A 25354-nucleotide genomic window follows, 5' to 3' on the forward strand; every position below is an offset into this window, starting at 1 on the left:
TTTTAAAATGTTGCACTAATTCCAAAACTAGTTATTCTTGGATTTGGATATCCGCTGTTATTAATTCCAAACCTTGTTGCAGAACCTCCAAATTCTGGCGTGAATCCGTTTACACGATCCCATGTTTTCAGATTTTGTACGTTTACATAGAGTTTTAATCCTTCAAGTTTATATCTTCCTACAAGCTCTTTACTAAAGTTATAACCTACTTGTACATTTCTAATTCTAAAAAAACTTCCATCTTCTATCATATAAGTTGAATTTTCTCTATTGTATGCTGATCCAGTATAGCTTCTTGGTTCCCAATTAGATGTACCAGGTCCAGTCCATCTATCCATTCTCTCACTTCTATAGTTAAACGGAGCAAAAGAACTACCATTTCCCCAATCTCTAAATACCTCATTACCATAAACTCCATAAAAATCTGCACTAAAAAACACTCCTTTATAATCAGCACCTACACTAAAACCATACGTAAAATCAGGAGTAGGATTACCAATCATTGTTCTGTCATCTGGTGTTATTTGACCATCTCCATTAATATCTCTATATTTTAAATCACCTGGTCCTGGTGTCCCAATCGTGGAAGTTGGGGAAAGTAAAATATCAGCATTAGTTTGATATACTCCATCTACAACATAACCATAAAATGCTCCAATTGGCAATCCCTGTTTATATATTGATGGTCCATTTATAGAATAGTAACCGTCTTCATAAGTGTTCAAAACCTTTGTTTTTGTTGTTGTCAAATTACCATTGATGTAATAAGAAAAATTTTCACCTACTTTATCTTTCCAGCCAATTGTAAATTCGTACCCTTTTGCTTCTATAGAACCTCCATTGATGAAGAAATCAGGATTTCCTGGAATAAAAGTTAATAAATCTTCAGTCCTCTTATTGTAATATGCAGCGTCTACTGACAATCTTCTGTTTAAAAAGCTTGATTCAAATCCATATTCGTATGATTTTAAATGTTCCCAACTCAAATCAGGCGTTGTTCTAAATTCTGGTACAAATGCCGGATAAAGATTACCATTAAAAACACCAGTTCCCCCTTCCAAGAAAACAGGATACCCAAAATAGCTTCTCGGTGTATATTGATTACCTAGATCTCCGTAAGAACCTTTCAATTTAAAGTAATTGATGAAAGATAAATTTTTCATAAAATCCTCCTTGGTTACTTCCCAAGCAGCACCAACTGACCAGAAAGTATCAAATCTATTACCTGGAGCTAGCATAGAAGAACCATCCCTTCTTAAAGACCCATTTAACATGTACTTGCCTGCAAAATTGTATAACATTCTACCAAAAAAAGAAACTTGTCTCTGTTTATATTGACTGGTATTAATTGATTTAGTAGCAGGATCAACAAAATCTGAGCTTAGATACCAGAATCTTGGATCATTTGGCATTTGCCCCATAGGATTTGTTAAACTGCTTCGAGCATTACCGGACATTGAAGTAAACTCTCTATTTACTGTTTCAAAACCTGCCATCACAGTCAAATCATGCTGTCCAAATTTATTTTTATAGGTCAATAATTGATTTTGTTGGAAAGTTAAATCTCTGTTTTCAAATTGATTTACTGTGGATAAAATTCTTCCAGAATATGGTGCTATGCTGTTTGTTTCAGGAATATATACGTTAAACACAGGTTCATATCCTCTACCTGAACCATTTCTATAGGTTAAGAAATAATTTGACCTAAATGTAAAGTTTTTGAAGAAATCAAATTCTATGTAAGCATTAGGGTTAAACTGAAAGTCTCTATTTCTCTGCGTAAACCTGTGACCTTCTACCAAAGCAAGAGGATTACCAATCTGTGCAGCACCTAATTCTTGAGGTAAGGAATTGTATAAACCAAAATACTGACCCGGAGTCATATTTATTGGGGAAATAACAGGTGTTGCGTTTAGTGAAGATCCAAAGCTTCTCAACTGAGGTAATTTGCCGTATGAGCCTGTAAATCCAAGACCTGTTCTTATAGAATTGGAAATTTTCAGATCATCGTTGAATTTAAAAGTTAATCTTTCATATTCTTCATACTTTATAGAACCATCTTCTTGTTGATAACCAAAAGAAAAACTCATTCTATTCTTCTCACTACCATTAGCTATAGTTACATTATGCTGATTGATTATGCCTCCTTTTTTACTTATCTCATCTATCCAGTTGGTATCACCGTTGAATAATCCAAAATCATAAGCAGGCTTATTTTGCTGAAGTAAATCTTCGTTATACAAAGTTTTAAATTGTGCAGCATTAGTAAGATCAGGTCTGTTATCAAACGATTTTACTCCAATAGATGAATTTAAAGTAATACTTGTTCTTCCAGTTTTCCCTCTTTTTGTTGTAATAATTATAGCACCATTTGCCGCCCTGCTTCCAAAAATAGCAAGTGATGATGGATCTTTCAAAACCTCCATGGATTCTATATCGGCAGGATTTAGGAAGTCAATATTGTTTGCAAATACTCCATCTACAATATAGACAGGATTTACACCATTGATGGTTACAGTACCTCTAATCCTTACATCCGCTTGTGAACCCGGCTGTCCTGAGTTTACAATAGATAAACCTGCAACTTTACCTTGTAATGAGTTCAATGGGTTAGATGCTGGCTTATCAGCAACTTCACCACCATCAACCTTAACAATGGATCCGGTTAGATCACGTTTTTTCGCAGTACCATACCCAATCATCACCACCTCCTCTATTTTCTGCTCTTTGGCGACAGTGTCCTGAGGAGTAGTCTGTCCGTTGACGTTCATTCCGAAGTAGAGAACGGCAATAAGACAGGAATACTTTAAATTAGTTTGTTTCATATAGTTTAATTTTATCTTGTTTTCTTTAATGTCGTCAGTTTGTTATGTTCAAAATAAGACATTATCTCAAAAATAGAAAAATTTATGAAAGTTGTTAATATTTCTTAAAAAAATTTTAATAAAGCTAGTTTTATTAGTTTATTTTTAAATTATCCACAATTTTAACTAATTCTTTTTTTATTTATATGGATAATTTTATCAATTTCACATTACTTTTTTTTTCATTTTTTCATAATGAAGCAATAAAAAGATCCAAAAATGACAGCAAGAGTTCTTTTTTGAAATTTTTAACAAAAAAGGGCATTAAATTTGTCTTAAGTTTAGGCTTGAAAAAATCTCATTATAGAAGTTTTTTGATGCAGAGTTTATTGTAACTACCTTTGGAGTTTTAAAAGGAATCAACAGTAACTCTTATTATTTTATTAATAACAACAGTAATCTCTACTATGAAAAAATATATTTTTGCTGCAATTATCATTTTTAGTACAACAGCAGTAATTACTACAAGTGTTCAGTCGTGTTCTACGCTTGCCACCACAGATTTAGGTTTAGCGGTCATCAAAAGAGTTCTACTGGGTGGCATCAATAAAGGAGCCAATATCTACGGAAACAAAGAAGCTTTTCTACAAAACAATCTTGTAGACAAGGCTTTACCGGGCGAACTAAGAAATATTAATTCAACTCTGGAAAAAATTGCACCCTCTCTTGTTGCCAAACAAAGAGAATATATTGCCGAAGCTGCAGCCTACACCGTACAAATATCCAAGCCTATTCTGGAGAACGCAGTCAACAGTCTTAATGCACAGGATGTCACACGCATTATTCAGGGAGAGAAAGGAACTGCTACTTTAATTTTGAAAGAAAAAACTCAGGCACAGCTTATCCAGGCTATTGCACCAAGAGTTGAGCAGGAACTTAATAAATATGGCATTGTAAAGACAATCAATACCGCTCTTTCGGGAAGCAATTTATTGGGAAGCCTTTTAGGAGGAAATACAAATAATGTCAACGCAGGCGGACTGAGCATTCTGGCTTCCGAACAGATTGTGAACGGACTTTTTAACATCATTGAAGATCACGAAAAGCAAAATTCTGCGACCCTTCTCGGACCTTTCGGGAAAAAATAATTTTTACTATCTTTAAGTATGGAAATATTACAAGGAAATAACCACGCAAGTCCTGAGGATTTTTATAATTCTTTAAAGGAAAAACTGGAAAATAATCATGATTTTCCGGAAGATTATCTGTTCAAATTCATCATTCCGACCGATGAAGCCAAGATTACCGAAATCTATAAAGTTTTCGACGGCATCAAATTTACCATGAGCAACCGCGAGAGTAAAAACGGCAAATATACTGCCTGCAACATCAATGCGTTCGTTTTGGATGCAGATCAGGTAGTATTTATTTATCAGGAAGTGGCAAAAATTGAAAATGTTATTTTGTTATAGAATAAAAATTTTTAAATTACAGGGTCGGCAATTGCCGGCCTTTTTTGTTTACAAATAATGCATCAACCAGCGGAGCAATCCGGAACTTACAAACACTGTTGTTTTAAATCAAATAAGTTCTCAGGAGTTTCTATATAACTTGCACGAGAATTCAATCATAGCCCTTCGGAAGCTAAAAAAGATTGTTTAAACAAATGAAGAAGTCAGGACGTTTACAAATATGTTTTGGATGATGGAAATTTTTAATATTACACTTTGCTAACGTAAACTTCAGGCTCGTGCTGGGATTTTTTAATACAAGCAAGATATTCGTACCAGTGAAGGAGAAATTTCCTTATTGGACTGAGCTAAAAAGAAACATTCACTTAAACGCTTTTACATTTTTCCCTTTATTCAGGCAACCATGACAGGATTTTTAGCGTCTTACAAATAAAGAACGCAATTGTTTTCAGAAACATTTTTTGTCTCTTTTTGATCAACCTAAAACATCACTGTCATGAAAAAAACATTCTATATTCTAGCACTTTCAGCAGGCACATGTTGTTTTGCGCAAACAGATCAATTAGCCGTTTATGCAGGTGTCGAGATGCAGCCTGCAATCCGCAGTTATCAGCCTGCCTCACAATTCAATGCGAGAGCTTATCTTAATGAAAAAATTTCTTTGGGTGGTGCCGTAAGTTTCGCTCTGGAAAAGCACCCTCAGAATTTTGGCTTTTCAGCAGAAAGAACCCGCTCTCAGCATACCACGCTCAACTTTATGGTTCAGAATGATTTTGCGAATACCGAAAAGCTTTTTTTTAGTACTTATCTTTCTAGCGGAATGTATCTTGTGGCACTCGTCAATCCCGATGACAAAACGAACGAAATTTTTTATAATGATCTGGACGGTGTCTGGAACGCAAATCCGTATAAAGTTCCCAGAAGACTCAACCGCGACTTATTCTATAACATTCAGGGCGGATTTGATTTTTCCTACAGACTTACTACGATCAGCAAACAGAAAGTTTCACTTTACCTTACGTCACGGGCAGGTTACCAGTTCGTTTTCGGAAAAGGAGATTTCTCTACCGGAAGCCAGTTCACAAAACCTGTCTTTTCTTTGGGTGTGACCTTTAAAGCAAATAAATAAAAAGCAAAAACACATCAATGGCAGGAATATGAAAAAACTCAGCGGTCTGCTGAGTCATTATTTACGATGGTTTTTCACCTTTCTTTACTTCCGAATTTTTCGCTGCTTTTACCAGTTCATTCGTATCACTGTAGAGCAGTTGCCAACCGGGAACATTCTTCATTGCCGTTAAAAGACCGAGGTAGGTTTTCAGGTTTTTCTCAAGATCTTTGCGGATGGCACTTGCACTCGTCATTTGTCGGAGGTCTGCATTGGCTTCTGCCTGATCTGCAAACTGTACTTCAAAATCTTCATGTTTGGTTTTCATATCTGCGAAAGCCGTATTTAAGGAAAGAGCCGTTATTTTCTGGCTGTTTTCGTGAGTTTCCAGTTCTTCGATCAGTTTTTTTATCTGTGCGGTTTGTGAAGAATAACTTAAACGATCCAGATTCAGCCCAAAGGTTTTGAAGATGCCGTACAAATCCTCCGCCAACTGATAATTGGGTGCAGAAGACAGCTTTCGGTAACCGTTGAGAAAGGCTTTCAGATTGGTATAAGCGACATCCCTTTCATGATCTGCTGTGGCAACATCTTTTCCTTTTCCGCTGTAGATTTGTTTGGTGTAGACCTTATCGTATTCGGTGTAAGAGTTTTGCAGAGTTGTGGTAAGAGGATGATCGGTAATGACAGAATATTTGCCCGACTGACTGTTGGAAATAATTCTTTGAGCTAAAGTCGCAAGATCTTTAGTGCTCAACTTAGTGAGTGTAATTTTCATACGTTTGTGTTTTTTAATTAATAAATGATATTTCAAATATATAAAAATTAGAATATTATTTAATATTTCTTTACTTACTAATTCTCAAAAAAGGTCTTCGACAGGCTCAGACTGACAATCCTAATACTACATGTATATGATAACCTGTCAGGTTGAGCTTGTCGAAACCTTTGCGGTTAATTATAGCGATTTAAAAAGCTGAAAAACTTCTTTGGTTACAAACAGACTTGTTTCAAACCAACGGAGTGCTCCGGAAGTTACCAACAGGTTTGTTTTAAACTAAAGAAGTCCTCCAAAGGTTTCCCGCAACTTGTTGGAGACTTCCGAAGGACTACAGAAGTTACAGATAACTTTGTTTTAAACAAAATGAAGATGTAGGAGGTTTGTTTTAAGGGTGTTTGTGAGTTATTGCTTATACGAGTGGTTTTAATTCAACTACTAAGTGAATTTCCGTTAAAATACGGAATTGTTTATCATATATGTTTAATATATTTGAAGATCATAATATTAAATTTACTTAAAAAAGAATACAAGTCATGAGTAAAATATACAATTACTGCGCATTTTACGTTAAAGAACCATTTAGCGAATCATCATTAAGAGCTTATGCAACTGAAGATTTTTGTTATTATAATATGTTAAAAGCTTGGAAAGGTTTTGACAGTACATTTCCATTTAGTAATGCACACGACACAACATATAATGTTCGTGATAGTAGTGATTGGGAAAATACACTAAAGCCAAGACTTCGTGAAAGGTTAAGAAATTCGAAAAATATTATTTTATTTCTAAGTGATCATACTCTAAATTCTAGAGCTATAAATGAAGAGATAGACTACGGAATTAACACTTTAAACTTACCAGTAATTGTAATATATCCTAATTTGAAAAATAAAGAAGATTTATTAACTTCTGATAAAAATATAAACAATAGAGTAAAATCTTTATGGAATAAATTACCCATTTTTAGAGACTCAAAATTTAAGGTACCTGTATTACATATACCTTTAAATAAAGAAACCATAAGAACTGCTTTAAATAATTCTGATTTTAGATATGGTTCAGCTAAAAAAAATGATGACTATACTTATAAACAATAATCAATGAAAGTTAAATTTTTAGATAAAAATGTTAGAAGCAAATTTTGGTTTCTGTTTTCAGTAATTTCAGGTGTTTTATCTTTTATATTATTATTTAATATAATTCCAGAGGAACATAAAAATTATTTAAAATATCTCGGATATCTATCGTTTGGTTTGTTAATATTGGCGTACTTCGGAATTTGGATTTATGCAAATAAACTTACTAACATAAATATAAATATAGATGGAAGTAATGTAAATATTAAATGTGGTGATTTATTTCTAGAAAATGGTCTTAAAACAATTCCTTTCAATGAGTTTTTTGACACTATTGTTGATGATAAAATTATATCACAAAGCTCACTTAATGGAATTTTTATTGATCGTTTTTTCCAAAATAAAGTTTACGATCTTGATAACTTTATTGCTACTCAAACAGATAACTCAGATGTTATTGATAATCAATTCTACAGAAAAAAGGGTGGGAAAAATGTAAAATTTAAGTTAAGTACAATTTTTGTCTATAATGATTTTGTAATTACTGCCTTTGCCAAATTTGATGAGTATAATAGAGCGACGTTAACAATGCCTGAATATATTGAATTTTTAATCAATTTTTGGGACAGAATCAATCGCGTGTATGCTCAAAAAAATGTTTCAGTTCCAGTTTTTGGATCTGGTATTACTCGTTTAAAAGAACATAAAAACATTAATGACGAAGATTTATTAAAGATAATGATTTGGACATTTAAACTAAGTGAGATGAAATTTAAATATCCTGCCAAATTGACTATTGTTATACATAAAGACAAAATAGATCAGATTAATCTATTCAATCTTAAATCAATTGAATCAGGATTGTAATTTTTAATTATGTAGAAATTATTTACAGTTTTTTAATAAAAAATAACACCCATTTTATATGAAAGTTTTTATAAGTTGGTCTGGAGAGAGAAGCAGGCAGGTTGCTGAATTGTTGGACGATTGGATTCAATGTGTTATCCAAGTTGTTGACCCTTGGATGTCATCAAAGGATATAGATCGTGGAGCTTTATGGTTTACCGAAATATCAGATCAATTGGCAGCAACTGGAGTAGGAATCGTTTGTTTAACAAAGGAGAATAAAAACAAACCTTGGATTTTATTTGAATCTGGTGCTTTAGCTAAAGGATTAAATTCTAATAGAGTATGTACATTTCTCATAGATTTAACTCCGAATGATTTGGAAAATCCTTTGGCTCAATTTAATCATACATTTCCAACAAAAGAAGGTGTATGGGAATTAGTTAGAACTATTAATTTAACATTAAAAGATAGAGCACTTAAAGAATCCATTCTTGAAAAAGTTTTTAACACATATTGGCCACAGTTTGAAAGTAAATTTTCTACTATTATAATTAATACTCCAGAAAATGAAAATTTGGAAAAAAGAGATGAAAGTGATATAATGGGCGATGTATTATCGACAGTTAGAATGTTAGATAGAAGACTTAGAAACATGGAATCATTTAACAGAAATAAATTACAATCGGCTGATTCAAATCATATTAATAGAAGAGAATTGTTACAATTAATAAAAGATCATCTTGACGCAGGATTCACCAAAGATTTTATTAAACAGCTTCTAAAGGATAAATACAACATTCCAAATATTACAATTGCAAGAGAAATTGATGCAATATTAAATATGCAAAATGAAGCCGAAGGTGAATGAAATAAGCTTGATCTTTTATTATTAAACACAAAGAAAATTATAGATCAGCATTATCACAAAATGAGTCCGTCTCGGAACTCTACGAAGTGGGTTGAGAATCTCTTAAATGAAAACCATTCTCAGACAGGAGGTCGAGAAAAAAGACAAAAAAAGGCTGTTTTCACTAGTTGTGAGACAGCCTCTATTATTTCTGTTATTGTAAGCAAAGCGAAGCAATCCGTTTAAAATAGTTGTGCAGATTCAACAGATTGCTTCGTCGTTCCTCCTCGCAATGACGTTTTTAAAACAAACTCTCATCCACAAAATTCGGAAGCGTTACTTTCAAATTTGGTTCAGCTTCCATGGCTCTTTTAATGGCGAAAACAGCACCTTATTTCTGACAAAGTTAATCTCACCATTTTATCTTTAAACAAAAAAAAAGACGTGTGGAGATTCCCCTCCTCCGGAGGGGTGGATTAATTTTCAAAAGAAAATTAAGACGGGGTGGTCAGTTCCATTTTGAAAAAAACGTAACTTCGTTCAAAATAAAAACATAAATGTTAGAAAAACAGATTTTAACACACGTAAACGGCATTATTATCTATCGAAACTCCGTTGAAAACCTGCCTTACAATCCTCTACTTAAGCCTTTAGCAAAGAAAAAAGAAAATTAGGAATTCTGTCAGAAGTGTTATTCTGGAAACAGGTTAGAAGTAAAACTTTTCACCATATTGATTTTGACAGACAGAGAATTATCGGTAACTATATTGTTGATTTTTATGTGAAAACTTTGGGACTTGTGGTTGAGATTGATGGGACAAGTCACGACTTTAAACAAGAATATGATTTGGAAAGAACAAAGTTTCTGGAAAGTCTGGGTTTGAAAATTTTTAGAATTACCGATTGGGATGTAAAGCAAAATCTCCCTTTAGCAATGAAAGATCTCGAGAATTTTATTGTTGAGAATTATAGTTGATGTTTATTTAAATTAACAGGGTGGCTTGCTTCATTCAACATAACCACCCCGTCAATTCGTCTTTGCCGAATCGCCACCCCTCCAAAGGAGGGGAATTCTTAGTCAAAGAGATTTTCATCCACAAAATTCGGGAGCATAACTTTCAAATTTAATTTAACTAAAACACTGAGTTTACAATATCTCTAAACAGCAGAAAGCAAAAGTTTATCTAAAAAAATGTAATTTTGCGAAAATGAACAACAAAAAGCTTTACATTATAGCAGGTTGCAACGGTGCTGGTAAAACAACAGCTTCGTTCACTATTTTGCCTGAAATTCTGGACTGTAAAGAATTTGTAAATGCAGATGAGATTGCAAAAGGATTATCGCCTTTTCAGCCGGAAAAGGTTTCTTTCGAAGCTGGAAGGATAATGCTTAATAGAATTAATGAGCTATTATCAGAAAATGAAAACTTTGCTTTTGAAACAACATTATCCACTAAAAGCTATAAAAGTAAAATCATCGAAGCAAAGGCAAAAGGTTACAGAGTAACTTTACTGTTTTTTTGGCTTCAAAATATTGAGTTAGCTAAAGAACGTGTAATAACAAGAGTTTCTGAGGGCGGACATAATATTGAACCGGAAATTATTGCAAGAAGATATATCCGAGGAATTAAAAATCTATTCGATATTTATCTTCCTATTGTTGATGGAGCTTTAATTTTTGATAATTCCGAAGGGCAACATCAATTTTTAGCTGACAAACAAATTGATGGCTTAATGAACATCATAAATCACGAAAAATTTAACCTTTTAAAAAACTATTATGACAACAATTGAAATTCAGATAGAAGAAAGAAATAAAATACTGAAAGGGCTTGAAAAAACGTACGAAAAACTTTTGGAATTTAAAAAAAATAAAAAAAGTGAACTAGTAGTTCTGCGTGACAATAAGATTGTGAAAATCAAACTTTAATAAATTATTATATTATATAGAAAAACCTGCCTCACAGCAGGTTTTTTTATATCTGTCATTGTAAGCAAAGCGAAGCAATCCGTTTAAAATACTTGTGCAGATTTAAGAGATTGCTTCGTCGTTCGTCCTCGCAATGACATTTTAAAACAAGCTCTCATCCACAAAATTCGGGAGCGTCACTTTCAGATTCGGTTCTGCTTCCATGGCTCTTTTAATGGCGAAAACAGCACCTTCATTTCTTGCCCAGCTTCGTCTTGAAATTCCGTTATTTACGTCCCAGAAAAGCATTGATTTTAATCTTCTGTCGGCATCATCGCTTCCATCGAGCAACATCCCGAAACCACCGTTAATGACTTCGCCCCATCCTACTCCGCCTCCGTTGTGGATGGAAACCCAGGTTGCTCCACGGAAACTGTCGCCAATCACATTGTGAATCGCCATATCTGCCGTAAATCTCGAACCGTCATAAATATTGGAAGTCTCTCTGTACGGAGAATCTGTCCCCGATACATCATGATGATCTCTTCCCAAAACCACCGCTCCGATTTCTCCGTTGGCAATAGCTTTGTTGAAGGCTTCAGCGATTTTCATTCTTCCTTCCGCATCGGCATATAAAATTCTTGCCTGCGAACCGACCACGAGATTATTTTCCTGCGCTTCTTTGATCCACTGAATATTGTCTTTCATCTGCTGCTGAATTTCTTCCGGAGAAGTTTTAATCATTTCCTCTAAAACTTGGCAGGCAATTTCATCCGTTTTCTGCAGATCTTCCGGTTTTCCGCTTGCACAAACCCAACGGAACGGTCCGAAACCATAATCAAAACACATCGGTCCCATAATATCCTGAACGTAAGAAGGGAATTTGAACTCTCTTCCCAACGTAGGATGATCTGACATTACATCGGCTCCGGCTCTTGAAGCTTCCAGTAAAAAGGCGTTTCCGTAATCAAAGAAATACGTTCCTTTTTCTGTATGTTTATTGATGGCTGCAGCGTGTCTTTTCAAAGTCTCCTGAACTTTTCCCTTGAATAATTCAGGGTTTTCTGCCATCATGATATTGGATTCTTCAAAGCTTTGTCCGGCAGGATAATATCCTCCCGCCCAAGGATTGTGAAGCGAAGTCTGATCGCTGCCAATATCAATTTTTATGTTTTCCTGATCAAATTTTTCCCAAACCTCAACGATGTTTCCAAGATAAGCCAGAGAAACCGATTCTTTATTTTCCTGCGCTTTTCTTACTCTTTCTACCAGTTTATCCAGATTTTCATGGATTTCGTTCACCCATTTCTGGTCGTGACGAATCTTGGTAATCTTCGGGTTAACTTCTGCACAAACCGTCACACAACCTGCAATATTTCCTGCTTTTGGCTGTGCTCCGGACATTCCGCCCAAACCTGAAGTCACGAACAATCCGCCTTTTGGTGCTTTATTTATTTTTCTGAATGCATTCAAAACCGTAATTGTTGTTCCGTGAACAATTCCCTGCGGACCGATATACATATAACTTCCCGCAGTCATTTGCCCGTACTGCGAAACCCCCAAAGCATTGAATTTTTCCCAGTCATCGGGTTTAGAATAGTTAGGAATTACCATCCCGTTTGTCACGACCACTCTCGGCGCATCTTTATGCGAAGGAAATAATCCCATCGGATGACCGGAATACATCACCAGAGTCTGTTCGTCCGTCATTTCAGACAGATATTTCATGGTTAAAAGATACTGCGCCCAGTTGGAGAAAACTCCTCCGTTTCCACCGTAAGTAATCAATTCGTGAGGATGTTGCGCTACAGCATAATCCAGATTGTTCTGAATCATCAGCATAATCGCTTTTGCCTGCTCAGATTTTCCGGGATATTCAGAAATTGGTCTGGCTTTCATTTCGTAATCCGGACGAAAACGGTACATATAAATTCTTCCGTATTCATCAAGTTCTTTTCTGAACTCCAGAATTAACTCTGCATGAAATTGAGGTTCGAAATACCGTAAAGCATTCTTTAATGCTAATTTTTTTTCTTCTTCCGTTAAAATTTCTTTACGTTTCGGAGCGTGGTTGATGTTGGTTTCGTATGGTTTCGGTTGTGGCAGCTGGCTTGGAATACCCTGCTGTATTTGCTCTTTGAAAGTCATAGTTCAGTTTAAAATTCTTTGGTTGAATGCTGAAATTATAGTTCTAAAATCAAGGTTTTAAAGATATAAAGAAAAATTTATACCTGAAACAGGCTTCGACATGTGTTTTAAAAAGCTTTTGAAGCAAAAAGTATTTCACAAAATCATCAGGTTTTTTATATTTGGCATCTGCGGAAGTGTTTGTATGAAACTTTACAGAATCCAGATAGACCGAAGAATTATTTATTAAATATAACTGTTTTACAATCAATATTAAAATACACATCAAATGAGAGAAGAAAACCTGAATAAACTGAAAAGTATTTTTTCTGACCTAAAAAGTGAAGAACAAAAACTGAAAGAAAGTCTGGAAAAGAAGAAAACCGAAGAAGATCTTTTTCTTGAAGAGTTCAAAAAACTCTGCAAAAATATTATTGATCCCAAAATGCAGGAATTCAGAAGAATGCTGAGAGAAAACGGTTTTGGATGTAAAATCTCAGTAAATGAGGAAAACCGGGAAGGAAAAGGAATCAATTCCAGAGCTCATATCAAACTTCAGATTTCCAGAAATCCTGATTCTAATTTTTATACCAACAGTAAATTTCCGCATATCATGTTTATCGGAAATATTGTTTCCAAAAGAATCGAAATTCACGAGGATACTATTTTTCAGAACGGAACAGGAAGTGCCGCTCTTAAAGAGCAAACTTATTCTATAGAAAATCTTAATGAAGAAATTACAGAGCAGGAAATCTTGCATTCTATTGAGAATATTCTGATGAATAAATAGCCAAGATTTTCAGGTTTAGAAAAATAATCAGTAAAAACCAGTTTAATAAAAAAGGAGAATCATTTCTGATTCTCCTGTTGGTAGCGGGGACACGACTCGAACGTGCGACCTCCGGGTTATGAGCCCGACGAGCTACCTACTGCTCTACCCCGCGGTATATTTTCTGAAACGTTTACCGAAAACGTTATGCTTAGTAGCGGGAACCGGACTCGAACCGATGACCTTCGGGTTATGAGCCCGACGAGCTACCTACTGCTCCATCCCGCGATATATTTTTGCACTCTAAATGGTAAGTGACCTTAGTAGCGGGGACACGACTCGAACGTGCGACCTCCGGGTTATGAGCCCGACGAGCTACCTACTGCTCTACCCCGCGATATTGGACTGCAAATATACGAATAATTCTTAAAAATGCAAGTTTTTCTTTTAAATAAGGCATATTCTTTGATTCAATCTAAATATTCGTACATTTGTTTATGGCAAAAATTTTAAAAATATATCCAGATAATCCTCAGGAAAATCTTATCAATGAGGTAATTAAGACATTGAATAATGGTGGACTTATCATCTACCCTTCTGATACGGTATATGCTTTGGGTTGTAATATTTTTGACATTAAAGCAATGGAAAAACTTGCCCAGCTAAAAAAGCAAAAACTGGAAAAAGCAAAATTTTCTATCATTTGTAATGATCTGAGCCATCTTTCGGATTTTACAAGACCTATTGATACTTCTATATTCAGATTTCTGAAAAGCCATCTTCCGGGTCCGTTTACTTTTATCCTTGATGCCAACAAAAACCTGCCTTTAGCCTACAAAAACCACAAAACTATCGGGATACGGGTTCCTGATCATCCTATCCCGCAGTTAATTGTAGAAAAACTGGGACACCCTATCGCTTCTACGTCTATTAAAGATGACGACGAGATTATTGAATATTCTACTGATCCCGAACTCATTGCTGAAAAGTACGATCATCTGGTTGATATTGTGATTGATTCCGGCTATGGAGATAATGTAGCATCAACCATTGTAGATCTAACTTCCGGTGAACCAGAGATCATTCGTCAGGGAAAAGGAGAAATATAGATCTGCTTTAGAATGAGTTTAAACGGTAGATATTCTTTAGGTATAATCCTCACCTTTGTATTGCTTACTGCTTTTATGCTGTACTCAATGCCTGTTATCAATATTTTTTTCCAGTATAAAGCAGTAACACCAGATTTGTTTTTTTATAACAGACTTTCGCTATGGCTGGTTTTAGCATTGGTTTTATTGTATAATTTCTTTATAGAAGACAGATCTTTTTTCGTTTGGGAAGATAAAAAATATTCTTTTCTGTTTTATTTGAGTGCTGTTGCCGTATTGTATCTTATATGTACAATTGGCGGTGCTCTTCTGAACGGTATTATCATTTTTCTGACAGAAGAAAAAATCAGCAAAAGACTCGCAGAGTTCAAAATTTTATTTCAAGACAATTATCTGCTAATAGCATTTACCTGTCTTACCGCAGGAGTGATTGAAGAACTGCTGATAAGGGCTTACATTCAGCCAAGAATTGAAAAAATTTATAACAGTCCGATGCTGGGCGTGGTGGGTTCTGCACTTTTGTTTGGACTTCTTCACAGTACTTACGGAACAATCGGGCAAGTTGCGGTTCCGTTTTTTATAGGACTTGTTTTTGCCATGTTTTATAAAGTATATTCCAATATTAAAATTCTGATCATCTGTCATTTTCTTATTGATTTCATTTCTTTGATGATGATGAATCTGATCGATATTAAACACTTATCTTTATTATAGTTATGAAAATTATAACTTCTCCCGCAAAACTGATGAATGTAGATTATTCAACTGATCTTCTTCGTTCCACAACACCCAAATTTATTGATGAAGCAGCATTAATCCAATCTTATTTAAAAGAAAAAACTCCCAAATATCTTTCAGAATTAATGGAAATTTCGTCTAAACTCGCTGACGAAAACTGGGAAAGAAACCAAAAATGGAAAGCCAAACCAACGGCAAAAGAATCATGTCCTGCCCTATTTGCTTTTACGGGAGAAGTTTACAGGGGTTTAGATGCCAAAAGCTTAGATAAAAAAGCCGTGGATTATCTTCAAAAAAATCACCGAATACTTTCCGGATTGTATGGATTACTAAAACCTTCTGACAAAGTAATGCTTTACCGTCTGGAAATGGGAAGAAATTTTGAATTTGAAGAATATAAAAACCTCTACAGCTTCTGGACAGAAAAAGTAACTGATCTGCTTAATTCTGAGATGAAAAAAAATGAAATCCTTCTTAACCTTGCAAGCAACGAATATGTAAAAGTAATTGACCGAAAAAAACTGAATCATCAGATGATTAATTTCGATTTTTATGAGCTGAAAGAAGGAAAACTGAAAACCATTGTTGTTTATACCAAACATGCAAGAGGTCTCGTCGCAAGATTCTGCGCAGAAAATAATGCTGAAACGCTGAACGATGTAAAAGCATTCAACTATGAAGGCTACAGAATTGATGAAGAAAAATCAACGGATAACCATCTTGTTTTTGTACGATGAAATTTGAAAAAATAAAGAAAATTTTTGCTCAAAACATTTCTGATTTATATGAAGAATCGGAAAACCGTTTTATGTTTCAACTGTTTGCCGAACATATTCTGGGCTGGAATACAATTCAACAAAGACAGTTTTCAGATAAGGAAATCTCAGAAGAACATGAAAGAAAATTCAGACACATTATTTCAGAACTAAAAACAGGAAAACCTTATCAGCAGATTTTGGGTGAAACTGAATTTTACGGAATGAAAATTTTTGTGGATGAAAATGTGCTGATTCCACGTCCGGAAACGGAAGAGCTGCTGGAAATTGCACTACAAAAAATCCAAAGTTCTGAACTCAAAATTCAGGATATGAAAATTCTTGATATCGGAACCGGGAGCGGAATCATTCCTTTAGTTTTGAAAAAACATTTTCCTGAAGCTGTAGTTTACACCGTTGACTTCTCTGAAGAAGCCTTGAAAACTGCCAGAAAAAATGCAGAATTTCATCAGTCTGACATTCATTTCATTCATGCTGATTATCTTAATTACGATCTGAAGCAGAATTTCGATATTATTATTTCAAATCCACCTTATATTGGAATAAATGAAGAAACTGAAATTGCTGATGCTGTTAAAAACTTTGAACCCACAATGGCGTTGTTTTCTCCTACTTCAGATGCGCTGATTTTTTATAGAAAAATTGCAAAAGATGCAAAGAAATATCTGCATAAAAACGGGTTTGTATTTCTTGAAATCAATCAGAAATTAGGACATGAAACATTGGCTTTATATGAAAAAGATTTCACTGAAGCGGAACTAATAAAAGATCTTAGCGGAAATGACAGATTTATAGTAGTTAAAAAATAAAGACTGAATAAAGATTGAACTCCTACAAGGTTGTCTTTTCTCTGCATTTTTTTACGGCTAAAAGGAAATTTCGATATTATATCTGAAAGACTCAAAATTATTTATGGGCAGCAATATTGTTTAAAATCCATTCCAGCTGCACATCTTTTTTATCAATTACATCCTGCAAACTTTCTATGACTTCAACATCAGGAACAACGCCCCGCTGTTTCCCTTCAAACTCAATGTTAGGCTGCACCAAAAGCAAGCCAATCGGAAATTCTATTTTAGAATGGGGTAACTTTTGATAAGAATAAAATCCTGCTACCGTTCCGTCATTGGCGCCTCCCGTTTCTTCACCTACCAAAACAGCTCGTTTGTTATACTTTAATTTTGACGAAATTACCGATGAGGCAGAGAAACTGCTTCCGTTGATGAGTACATATACTTTCCCTGAAAAAGCATCTTCTTTAGGCTTTGTAGATTTATTTTCTTTCCTCTTGTAATACACAATTCCGTCTTTGCCTTTGTAAACATTAAAAGCCTGATAAAAAAAGTAACCGGGATAAGCCAGACTTTTGAAAGTATACTGCAGCGGATTGGCTTTTCGAAAATAATTGGTTCTGAACGGACTCATTCTGGAGGTTAATTCTGAAGGTTTGATCAGGACAAAAGGTTCTTTCGCAAGATAAGAGTAGAGATTATTGATCTCAGAAAGCGAGCCTCCGTAATTGTTCCTGATGTCAATAATCAGATAGGAAGATTGGGCATTTTTAATTTTAGAAAATGTTTCTTTATAAAATTTCTGTGAGAAAGTTCCCGAAAAGCTCTTGATCTTCATATATGCAACCGTACTGTCTCTGTCCAGAAATTTAAAACTCCTGTTATAAGAATTGCTGAATGCTACATAATCGTTGATCTTTTTTTCAGGAGTTCTTTTTCGGTCTGTTTTTTCTTTTTCGAGCTCTTTTTCGTTCTTTGATTGTCGTTTTAAAATGATTTGCTTTCTTTTGTTTTCATAAAGCGTTTCAATTTTTGCGCTGTCCAGAATTCCTTTTTCAGCAACATAAAAATTAAAGAAAACATCGTTCAGATAATAAGGCTGGAACGTCGTATTTTCACCATCACTATTGATTAATTTACTATATTTTATGATATATTTTGAAACAGGTTCATCATTAATACTCAGGAGTTCTGTTCCCGGTTTAATATTCTCAACAGAATCTTTATTCTCTGTAAAATAAAGATGCTCACCCTCAAGACGGTACTCAAATCTTCCGAAAAGTCCTTTTTTATTTTTCAGTGTTTTAATTTCTTTTTTTGAAAATCTTTTTGCAGGCATTCTAAGAGAAAGATGACCTTCTTTGATCTGCGCAATAACAGGCTGCAATTTGAAATAAAACTGTACAGAATTGAGCGGCTTATTTATCGTATTTTTGATGCTGTCAAATTTATAATCAAGTTCCTTTTTAGAGATGTACCAGTATAGTTTTGGATGAAGCTGCTGAAGTTTAGAATAAGCAAAGTCTACATCTTTTCTGAGATTTTCCGGAGAGATCATTTCCAGTCTCTGCTCGTTATAGTTTTTCACAGAAGTACAGGAAGAAAAAATGACTGCTAAAGCAATAAAAAAAAGATATTTCAAGGTTAAGCGGTTTAAAAAATAAAATTACTAAAACTTTATTGAAAATAAAAAGTAAAACAGAAACTCATCCGTCAGTTAAAAAAGTTGATTAACTTTATCATTATTAAGAATCATTCATTATTGTTTTATATTTAAAAAAAAAAAAACAAATGATCTATTTTTTAATTATTATTGCTGTACTATTTGTATCGGCTTATTTCATTCTTTCATCAGAAGTTTTCGGAGCAAATCCGAAAGGAAAACGCCGGGAAAGAATTTTACAGTCTAAAAACTTCAAAAACAAGCAGTTTCAGAATCAGAGTTTTACTCCTCAGTTTGCAGAAGGCTATTCTATGCCCAAAGTAATGTCAGAATTTTTTTTAGGCAAAAAAGATCCTTTATTGAAGCCTGCCCAGGCTATACCCGCAATACATTCAGACCTGAAGAATTTACCTCAGGATAAGGATGTTTTTGTCTGGCTGGGACATTCTTCTTACTTCTTAAAAATTGAAGGTGTTTCGTTTTTGATAGATCCTGTTTTAAGTAAATACGGCTCGCCTTTTCCGATATTTAACAAAGCTTTTGAAGGTTCAGATATCTTTAAACCTGAAGATATTCCTGCTATTGATTATCTTGTCATTACCCACGATCATTACGATCATCTTGATTTTCCTACGGTAAAAGCAATCCGCAACAGGGTTGAAAAAGTCATTCTTCCTTTGGGAGTCGGAGCGCATTTTGAAAGATGGGGATATTCTGAAGACCAGCTAATAGAAGAAGACTGGGACGCTGTTGTTGAGCTTAAAAAACAATTTAAGATTACCTTTACACCCGCAAGACACTTTTCCGGAAGAAAATTTAGCCGAAACAATACTTTATGGACATCCTACGTACTTCAGTCATCTTCAATGAAGATATTTTTGGGCGGCGACAGCGGCTATGATACCCATTTTAAAAATATAGGAAAAAATTTCGGACCTTTTGATCTTGCCATTCTGGAAAACGGACAGTATAATGAAGCATGGAAATATATTCACGCGCTACCGGAAGATGTGATACAGGCAAGTCTTGATATCAATGCAAAGAAAATAATCCCTGTTCATTCCGGAAAATTTGCACTGGCGCTTCATCCCTGGAACGAACCGCTTCAAAAAGTGACTTCTTTGGCAAAAGAACACAACATTAAAGTTTTAACACCGAAAATTGGCGAAGTTTTAGAACTCCACAATGATGAAACATCATTCGAACGGTGGTGGCAATAACTTAATCGTGCCAGATTCCTTTATATCTTTTCGGGTGATTTTCTAGCTGTTGCCTTACAAAATCGCATTCCGGATCTATCATCAGATCTTTTTCTTCGGCATAATTTACAAGCTTGTCTAAAAGCAGCTTTGCAAAGCCATGCCCTTCATGCTTTTCATCAATTTTTGTATAGTAGACATTCAGAAGCCTCCCGTCTAAAGAGATTGACATATACCCAACTTTTTCATCATCTATAATAAGTTGAAGCTCATCTTGATACGGAGATATTTGAAATTTAATATTATTCATAATAACTTATTTATAATGGTTGATATTGAGATCGTTTTCATTTTAAAACTACAAAAATTTAATGAATATTTCAAACTAAAATTTGTAATTTAGATAGCGTATTGAAATATTATAGATTTTAATAATTAATTTTAAAAATATAATTAATTTGATCTATCACGTAAATTATCTTTAAAAATTAAAAAACTATCCTTAACAATTATTCTTATTTTAATTTTGAAATATTAATTGAAAAATAAATTATTATGAATAACCAAGACTCAGGTAAATGCCCTTTTCCTCACGACGATTTTTCGAAAAAAAATGATCCTAATCAAGGAGAAACCATTCACAGCCAGAACGAAAAAAATCCTGTTACGCCAGATGCTTCCCACAGCAGTCCGGGAAAATGCCCCGTTATGCACGGTGCAAATACAGGCACAGACCAATCAGTGATGAGTTGGTGGCCCAAAGCTCTAAATCTTGACATACTTCATCAACACGATAAAAAAACCAACCCTCTCGGAGAAGATTTCAATTATGCAGAAGAGTTTAAAAAACTGGATCTTGAAGCTGTAAAATCTGATCTGAAAAACCTGATGACTGAAAGTAAGGAATGGTGGCCTGCAGATTGGGGACATTATGGAGGATTGATGATCAGAATGGCGTGGCACGCTGCAGGAACATACAGAGTTGCTGACGGAAGAGGTGGCGCAAATACGGGAAACCAAAGATTTGCCCCGTTGAATTCATGGCCAGATAATGCTAATTTGGATAAAGCAAGAAGACTGCTTTGGCCTATTAAGAAAAAATATGGAAATAAATTATCCTGGGCAGACCTTATGATTCTTGCAGGAAATATAGCTTATGAATCTATGGGCTTTAAAACTTTTGGATTTGCAGGCGGAAGAGAAGATATATGGCATCCTGAAAAAGATATCTACTGGGGAAGCGAGAAAGAATGGCTTGCTCCAACAGGAAGCGAAGGAAGCCGATATTCCGGAGAAAGAGATCTGGAAAATCCTCTTGCTGCTGTGATGATGGGATTAATATACGTAAATCCTGAAGGTGTTGACGGAAATCCTGATCCTTTGAAAACCGCTCAGGATATGAGAACCACTTTCAAAAGAATGGCGATGAATGATGAAGAAACAGTAGCTCTTACAGCCGGCGGACATACCGTAGGAAAAGCTCACGGAAATGGTGACGCTTCCACTTTGGATAGTGATCCTGAAGAAGCCGGTATTGAAAACCAAGGTTTTGGATGGATAAATCCTAAAGGCGGCGGAGGAAATACAGTAACCTCCGGAATTGAAGGAGCATGGACAACCCATCCGACAAGATTTGATAATGAATATTTTGATTTGCTGTTCAAATATGACTGGGAACTGAGAAAAAGTCCGGCGGGAGCATGGCAGTATGAGCCTGTAAATATTGCCGAAGAAGATAAACCTGTAGATGCCCACAATCCTGATGTACGCAGAAACCCTATGATGACCGATGCAGACATGGCTTTGAAAGTAGATCCTGAATACAGAAAAATTTCAGAAAAATTTCGTGAGAATCCTGAATATTTTCAAGATGTCTTTGCCAGAGCATGGTTTAAACTTACGCACAGAGATCTGGGTCCAAAATCAAGATATCTTGGAGCTGATGTTCCTGCGGAAGATCTTATATGGCAAGATCCTATTCCTACAGTAGACTACACACTTTCTGATGATGAAATAGAAGCTTTAAAAACAAAAATTTTAAGTTCGGGGTTGAGTAAGGCTGAGCTGATCAATACCGCTTGGGATTCCGCAAGAACATTCCGAGGCTCTGACTTCAGAGGCGGAGCAAACGGAGCAAGAATTCGTCTTGAACCCATGAAAAACTGGGAAGGAAACGAGCCTGAAAGACTTAAAAAAGTTTTAAATGTTCTCGAAATGATTCAAGCTGGCTCAGACAAAAAAATAAGCATTGCGGATTTAATTGTTTTAGGAGGAAGTGCAGCTGTAGAGCAGGCTGCCAAAGAAGCCGGATTCGATGTAAAAGTTCCTTTTGCACCAGGAAGAGGTGATGCTTCTCAGGAACAGACTGATGTGGAATCTTTTGCAGAGCTGGAGCCATTACATGATGCATATAGAAACTGGCAGAAGAAAAACTATGTTGTAACTCCGGAAGAAATGATGCTCGACAGAACTCAGCTCATGGGACTTACTGCACCGGAAATGACCGTTCTTATTGGCGGAATGAGAGTTCTGGGAACCAATTTTGGCGGGACCCGACATGGTGTTTTCACAGAAAATACTGGAGTTTTGAGTAATGATTTCTTTGTGAATCTTACGGATATGAACTACAAATGGCAGCCAGCAGGAGAAAATTTATATAATATTGTAGACAGAAAGTCTGGCGAAACAAAATTTACCGCAACCAGAGTAGATTTGGTATTTGGTTCCAATTCTATCCTGAGAGCGTATGCAGAAGTGTATGCACAGGACGATAATAAAGAAAAATTTGTAAAAGATTTTGTCAAAGCCTGGACTAAGGTAATGAATGCCGACCGCTTTGATCTGAAATAAGCATATTTCATCATCATATTAATAATCCTTCATTGTTTTTAAACTTTGAGGGATTTTTTATTCAAAAGATTAAACTTTTCTTATTTTTGTGAAAATATAAATACTCGGTCTTGAAGAATCACTTAATCATCTTTTCTACTGCTTTATTCGGTGTTTTTGCCGGGTGGATCGACGTTAAAGGTCAGGAATCTAAAGAAATTCTGGAACTGAAGAGTAAACTGACTTCTGCAAAAAGCCCTAAAGATAAACACATCCATTATTTGCAGCTTGCTAACGCTTACGGAATGCAAGGGAAAACAGATAGTGTTTTTGTTTTTTTAACCAGAAGCGAAGAAAATGCTAAGAAAATGAATAATAATGATGAGGCCGGTAGAATAAATATTTTTCTCTCACAATTTTTTTTGCAGAAAGGAGATTTGAAAAATTCTGAAAAATACATTAACGAAGCTCATCTTTTGTTAGCCAATTCCAAAAATTATGACCATGTAGGATTACTAAATTATGCCACAGCTGGTGTAAACATCTTTAAAAAACAATATACCAAAGCCACGGAAAATTACAAAAAAAATATCCGTTTGTATGATGAAGGCAAGGAAATAGACAAAAAATATGTCACCATGGCTTATCAGGGATTGTTCACCAATTTAATCATTCAGAGCAACTTTAGAGAGGGCTATTTAGAATCGAATAAGTATATTGACTACGTAAAGAAAAACGAACCAGAAAAGTTAGATATTGCCTATCTTTTGTTGGGTAGTTTTTACATGAGTGCTAAAGATTACGACAAATCGCTCAATTCATATCAAAAAACAGTTTCTTTGTCCAAGAATCAGGATTTAGTAAATCTTTGTTATGCTTTTTTAGGAATTATTTATGCCGAAAAAAAAGAGTTGGATTTAGCAAAAAAATATACCGATAAAGCCAATGCGTTTTTTAAAGGAGGCAATAACAATATTGCTTTAGGAAGTATTTACTACGGTTACGCAAGTATTTTTTTACAGGAAAACAAATTAGATCAAGCGGAAGAATATATTAAAAAAGCAATTGTAATTGCCCCAGAAAAAGACATTTCATCTACTAAATTTTCATACATTTCTAAACAGAATGAAATTTTGCTTAAAAAATTAACGCAATCGGGTTCTAATATGAGCGATGTAGAGAGAAAACAAAAATTAGAACTACTTCTAAATGATTTAAAAGAGAACTCCCAATTTTTAGAATCTACTGATACTTTCCTAAGTCCAGAACTTATTATTACTAATTTTGATAATCTATCGAAAGTAAACGAAGAATTGGGAAATTATGAACAAGCTCTTTTTTATCGAAAAAAATACATTGATAAAAAAGAAGAAACGTACGGTTTGGATAAAATGAAAGAATTTCTGAATACCCAATCTGATTACGAATTGCGTGAACAAAAAGCCAAAATAGAACTTCAGGAAGCTACTAAACGTATTCAGCTGCAAAAAGAGATTGAACTAAAAGCCTTAAAGTTCGAGTACGAAAAAAAACAAGCCGAAGCCAAGACCGAAGCCGAAAAGAAAAGATTGCTTTTGGAAGAAGACCTGAAACGCAGAGAAATAGAGCTTACCTATGTTCAACAAAAAAAAGCAGCAGAACAAAGATATATTCAGGAGAAAAAATTAGCTCAAATTAATCAAGAGAAAAAAGACGCCATTGCCAAAGCAGAATTAGAAACCTCAAAATCCGAAAAAAATATGTGGGCAATTGGTGCTGGTTTGTCTTTGTTGCTGTTGGGTTTTGCAGGCTTTTCTTATAACCAAAAGCGTAAAGACAATAAGAAAATAGCCGAAGAAAAACAAAAATCTGAAAATCTTCTGCTGAATATTCTTCCGCATGAAGTGGCAGAAGAGCTGAAAGAAAAAGGTAAAACAAGTGCAAAACATTTTGATGAAGTTTCAGTTTTATTTACCGATTTTGTCAATTTCACTGCAAATTCAGAAAGAATAGGTGTACAAGAAGTTCTTAATGAACTCAACATCTGCTTTACAGAATTTGACAAAATTATGGACAGATATAATCTGGAAAAAATAAAAACCATTGGAGATGCTTATCTTGCGGTAAGCGGATTACCGGTTTCTAATGAAGAGCATGCAGAAAACGCAGTTAATGCGGGATTGGAAATTTTAGATTACATCAAAAAGAGAAAGGAAAATAATCCCAATGCTTTGGATATAAGGATTGGAATACATTCAGGACCAGTGATTGCCGGAATTGTCGGAGTGAAAAAGTTTGCATACGATATCTGGGGAGACACCGTAAACACAGCGGCAAGAATGGAGCAAAACAGCCAGAAAGGCAGGCTCAATATTTCTGGCTTTACATACGATTTGATAAAAAACAAATTCGTTTGCGAATACAGAGGTAAAATAGAGGTAAAAGGAAAAGGTGAACTGGATATGTATTTTGTAGAAAAATTATAATTGTGATTACAAAAAACTCACTATTTCAGCCAACATATTTTCT

The 25354-nt window shown here is 34.8% G+C and carries 22 protein-coding genes and 3 tRNA genes; 17 read left to right on the top strand and 8 right to left on the bottom strand.

The annotated features are described in order from the left end of the window. Window positions 1-2 precede the first annotated feature (2 nt). Window positions 3-2825 carry a SusC/RagA family TonB-linked outer membrane protein gene (locus tag FNE73_RS09495; protein WP_143884380.1) on the bottom strand — a complete coding sequence of 941 codons (2823 nt, stop codon included), beginning with the start codon at window positions 2823-2825 and terminating at the stop codon, window positions 3-5. 446 nt (window positions 2826-3271) lie between these two features. On the opposite strand from FNE73_RS09495, the gene FNE73_RS09500 reads away from it, so the two are divergent. From FNE73_RS09500 to FNE73_RS09510, 3 genes are all read left to right on the top strand, one after another. Next, window positions 3272-3952, top strand: coding sequence for a DUF4197 family protein (locus tag FNE73_RS09500; protein WP_143884381.1), 681 nt, complete (start codon window positions 3272-3274; stop codon window positions 3950-3952). 18 nt (window positions 3953-3970) lie between these two features. Next, the gene (locus tag FNE73_RS09505) at window positions 3971-4276 is read left to right on the top strand and encodes a DUF493 family protein (RefSeq protein ID WP_130913624.1); all 306 of its coding nucleotides are present in this window, start codon (window positions 3971-3973) and stop codon (window positions 4274-4276) included. Between the two features lie 496 nt (window positions 4277-4772). Continuing rightward, complete coding sequence (locus FNE73_RS09510; protein WP_143884382.1) at window positions 4773-5405, top strand: hypothetical protein; 633 nt, start codon at window positions 4773-4775, stop codon at window positions 5403-5405. 61 nt (window positions 5406-5466) lie between these two features. Here FNE73_RS09510 and FNE73_RS09515 read toward each other — a convergent pair whose 3' ends face one another. Beyond that, on the bottom strand, window positions 5467-6162 hold the full coding sequence (locus FNE73_RS09515; RefSeq protein ID WP_143884383.1) for a DUF6261 family protein: 696 nt from the start codon (window positions 6160-6162) through the stop codon (window positions 5467-5469). A 536-nt stretch (window positions 6163-6698) separates the two neighbouring features. Here FNE73_RS09515 and FNE73_RS09520 point away from each other — a divergent pair. The 6 genes from FNE73_RS09520 (at window position 6699) to FNE73_RS16735 (ending at window position 10866) form a co-directional block, all read left to right on the top strand. Further along, the gene (locus FNE73_RS09520) at window positions 6699-7262 is read left to right on the top strand and encodes a TIR domain-containing protein (protein WP_143884384.1); all 564 of its coding nucleotides are present in this window, start codon (window positions 6699-6701) and stop codon (window positions 7260-7262) included. Between the two features lie 3 nt (window positions 7263-7265). Then, complete coding sequence (locus tag FNE73_RS09525) at window positions 7266-8108, top strand: macro domain-containing protein (RefSeq protein ID WP_143884385.1); 843 nt, start codon at window positions 7266-7268, stop codon at window positions 8106-8108. Window positions 8109-8166: 58 nt separating this feature from the next. Then, the gene (locus FNE73_RS09530) at window positions 8167-8958 is read left to right on the top strand and encodes a TIR domain-containing protein (RefSeq protein WP_143884386.1); all 792 of its coding nucleotides are present in this window, start codon (window positions 8167-8169) and stop codon (window positions 8956-8958) included. A gap of 667 nt (window positions 8959-9625) precedes the next feature. Beyond that, entirely contained in the window at window positions 9626-9913 is a 288-nt protein-coding gene (locus tag FNE73_RS09535; protein ID WP_262711338.1) for an endonuclease domain-containing protein, read from the top strand. A gap of 178 nt (window positions 9914-10091) precedes the next feature. After that, window positions 10092-10730 carry a zeta toxin family protein gene (locus FNE73_RS09540; RefSeq protein ID WP_228430035.1) on the top strand — a complete coding sequence of 213 codons (639 nt, stop codon included), beginning with the start codon at window positions 10092-10094 and terminating at the stop codon, window positions 10728-10730. Beyond that, window positions 10717-10866, top strand: coding sequence for a hypothetical protein (locus FNE73_RS16735; protein ID WP_185147325.1), 150 nt, complete (start codon window positions 10717-10719; stop codon window positions 10864-10866). The genes FNE73_RS09540 and FNE73_RS16735 overlap by 14 nt, the downstream gene beginning before the upstream one ends. Window positions 10867-11007: 141 nt before the next feature. Here the strand turns inward: FNE73_RS16735 and FNE73_RS09545 are convergent, their stop codons facing one another. Then, entirely contained in the window at window positions 11008-12993 is a 1986-nt protein-coding gene (locus tag FNE73_RS09545) for a urocanate hydratase (protein WP_143884388.1), read from the bottom strand. 268 nt (window positions 12994-13261) lie between these two features. Between FNE73_RS09545 and FNE73_RS09550 the strand changes: the two genes are divergently transcribed. Continuing rightward, complete coding sequence (locus FNE73_RS09550) at window positions 13262-13762, top strand: hypothetical protein (protein WP_143884389.1); 501 nt, start codon at window positions 13262-13264, stop codon at window positions 13760-13762. A 78-nt stretch (window positions 13763-13840) separates the two neighbouring features. On the opposite strand, the gene FNE73_RS09555 is transcribed toward FNE73_RS09550, so the two are convergent. From FNE73_RS09555 to FNE73_RS09565, 3 genes are all read right to left on the bottom strand, one after another. Next, window positions 13841-13916 (bottom strand) — tRNA-Met (locus FNE73_RS09555). Window positions 13917-13956: 40 nt separating this feature from the next. After that, window positions 13957-14029: transfer RNA gene (locus FNE73_RS09560), tRNA-Met, on the bottom strand. Window positions 14030-14065: 36 nt separating this feature from the next. After that, window positions 14066-14138, bottom strand: a tRNA-Met gene (locus FNE73_RS09565). A 100-nt stretch (window positions 14139-14238) separates the two neighbouring features. Here FNE73_RS09565 and FNE73_RS09570 point away from each other — a divergent pair. Genes FNE73_RS09570 through prmC form a run of 4 tightly spaced genes read left to right on the top strand, consistent with a single transcriptional unit; the run spans window position 14239 to window position 17173 of the window. Continuing rightward, complete coding sequence (locus tag FNE73_RS09570; RefSeq protein ID WP_089742678.1) at window positions 14239-14850, top strand: L-threonylcarbamoyladenylate synthase; 612 nt, start codon at window positions 14239-14241, stop codon at window positions 14848-14850. A 12-nt stretch (window positions 14851-14862) separates the two neighbouring features. Further along, on the top strand, window positions 14863-15564 hold the full coding sequence (locus FNE73_RS09575; protein WP_143884390.1) for a CPBP family intramembrane glutamic endopeptidase: 702 nt from the start codon (window positions 14863-14865) through the stop codon (window positions 15562-15564). 2 nt (window positions 15565-15566) lie between these two features. Further along, window positions 15567-16325: a peroxide stress protein YaaA gene (gene yaaA, locus FNE73_RS09580; protein ID WP_143884391.1), complete on the top strand. Its 759-nt coding sequence runs from the start codon at window positions 15567-15569 to the stop codon at window positions 16323-16325. Then, on the top strand, window positions 16322-17173 hold the full coding sequence (gene prmC / locus FNE73_RS09585) for a peptide chain release factor N(5)-glutamine methyltransferase (protein WP_143884392.1): 852 nt from the start codon (window positions 16322-16324) through the stop codon (window positions 17171-17173). The genes yaaA and prmC overlap by 4 nt, the downstream gene beginning before the upstream one ends. Window positions 17174-17270: 97 nt before the next feature. Here prmC and FNE73_RS09590 read toward each other — a convergent pair whose 3' ends face one another. Then, the gene (locus tag FNE73_RS09590) at window positions 17271-18797 is read right to left on the bottom strand and encodes a S41 family peptidase (protein ID WP_228430004.1); all 1527 of its coding nucleotides are present in this window, start codon (window positions 18795-18797) and stop codon (window positions 17271-17273) included. 149 nt (window positions 18798-18946) lie between these two features. Between FNE73_RS09590 and FNE73_RS09595 the strand changes: the two genes are divergently transcribed. Then, complete coding sequence (locus FNE73_RS09595) at window positions 18947-20038, top strand: MBL fold metallo-hydrolase (protein ID WP_143884393.1); 1092 nt, start codon at window positions 18947-18949, stop codon at window positions 20036-20038. Window position 20039: 1 nt separating this feature from the next. Here FNE73_RS09595 and FNE73_RS09600 read toward each other — a convergent pair whose 3' ends face one another. Next, window positions 20040-20327, bottom strand: a complete 288-nt coding sequence (locus FNE73_RS09600) for a GNAT family N-acetyltransferase (protein WP_143884394.1) — start codon at window positions 20325-20327, stop codon at window positions 20040-20042. Window positions 20328-20572: 245 nt separating this feature from the next. Here FNE73_RS09600 and katG point away from each other — a divergent pair, with 245 nt between their 5' ends. Together katG and FNE73_RS09610 are read left to right on the top strand one after the other, a co-directional pair. Continuing rightward, on the top strand, window positions 20573-22867 hold the full coding sequence (gene katG, locus FNE73_RS09605; protein ID WP_143884395.1) for a catalase/peroxidase HPI: 2295 nt from the start codon (window positions 20573-20575) through the stop codon (window positions 22865-22867). Window positions 22868-22977: 110 nt separating this feature from the next. Then, entirely contained in the window at window positions 22978-25311 is a 2334-nt protein-coding gene (locus FNE73_RS09610) for an adenylate/guanylate cyclase domain-containing protein (protein ID WP_143884396.1), read from the top strand. Window positions 25312-25354: the final 43 nt, after the last annotated feature.

Origin of the sequence: Chryseobacterium binzhouense, assembly GCF_007474545.1 — a bacterium.
Lineage (GTDB): Bacteria > Bacteroidota > Bacteroidia > Flavobacteriales > Weeksellaceae > Chryseobacterium > Chryseobacterium binzhouense.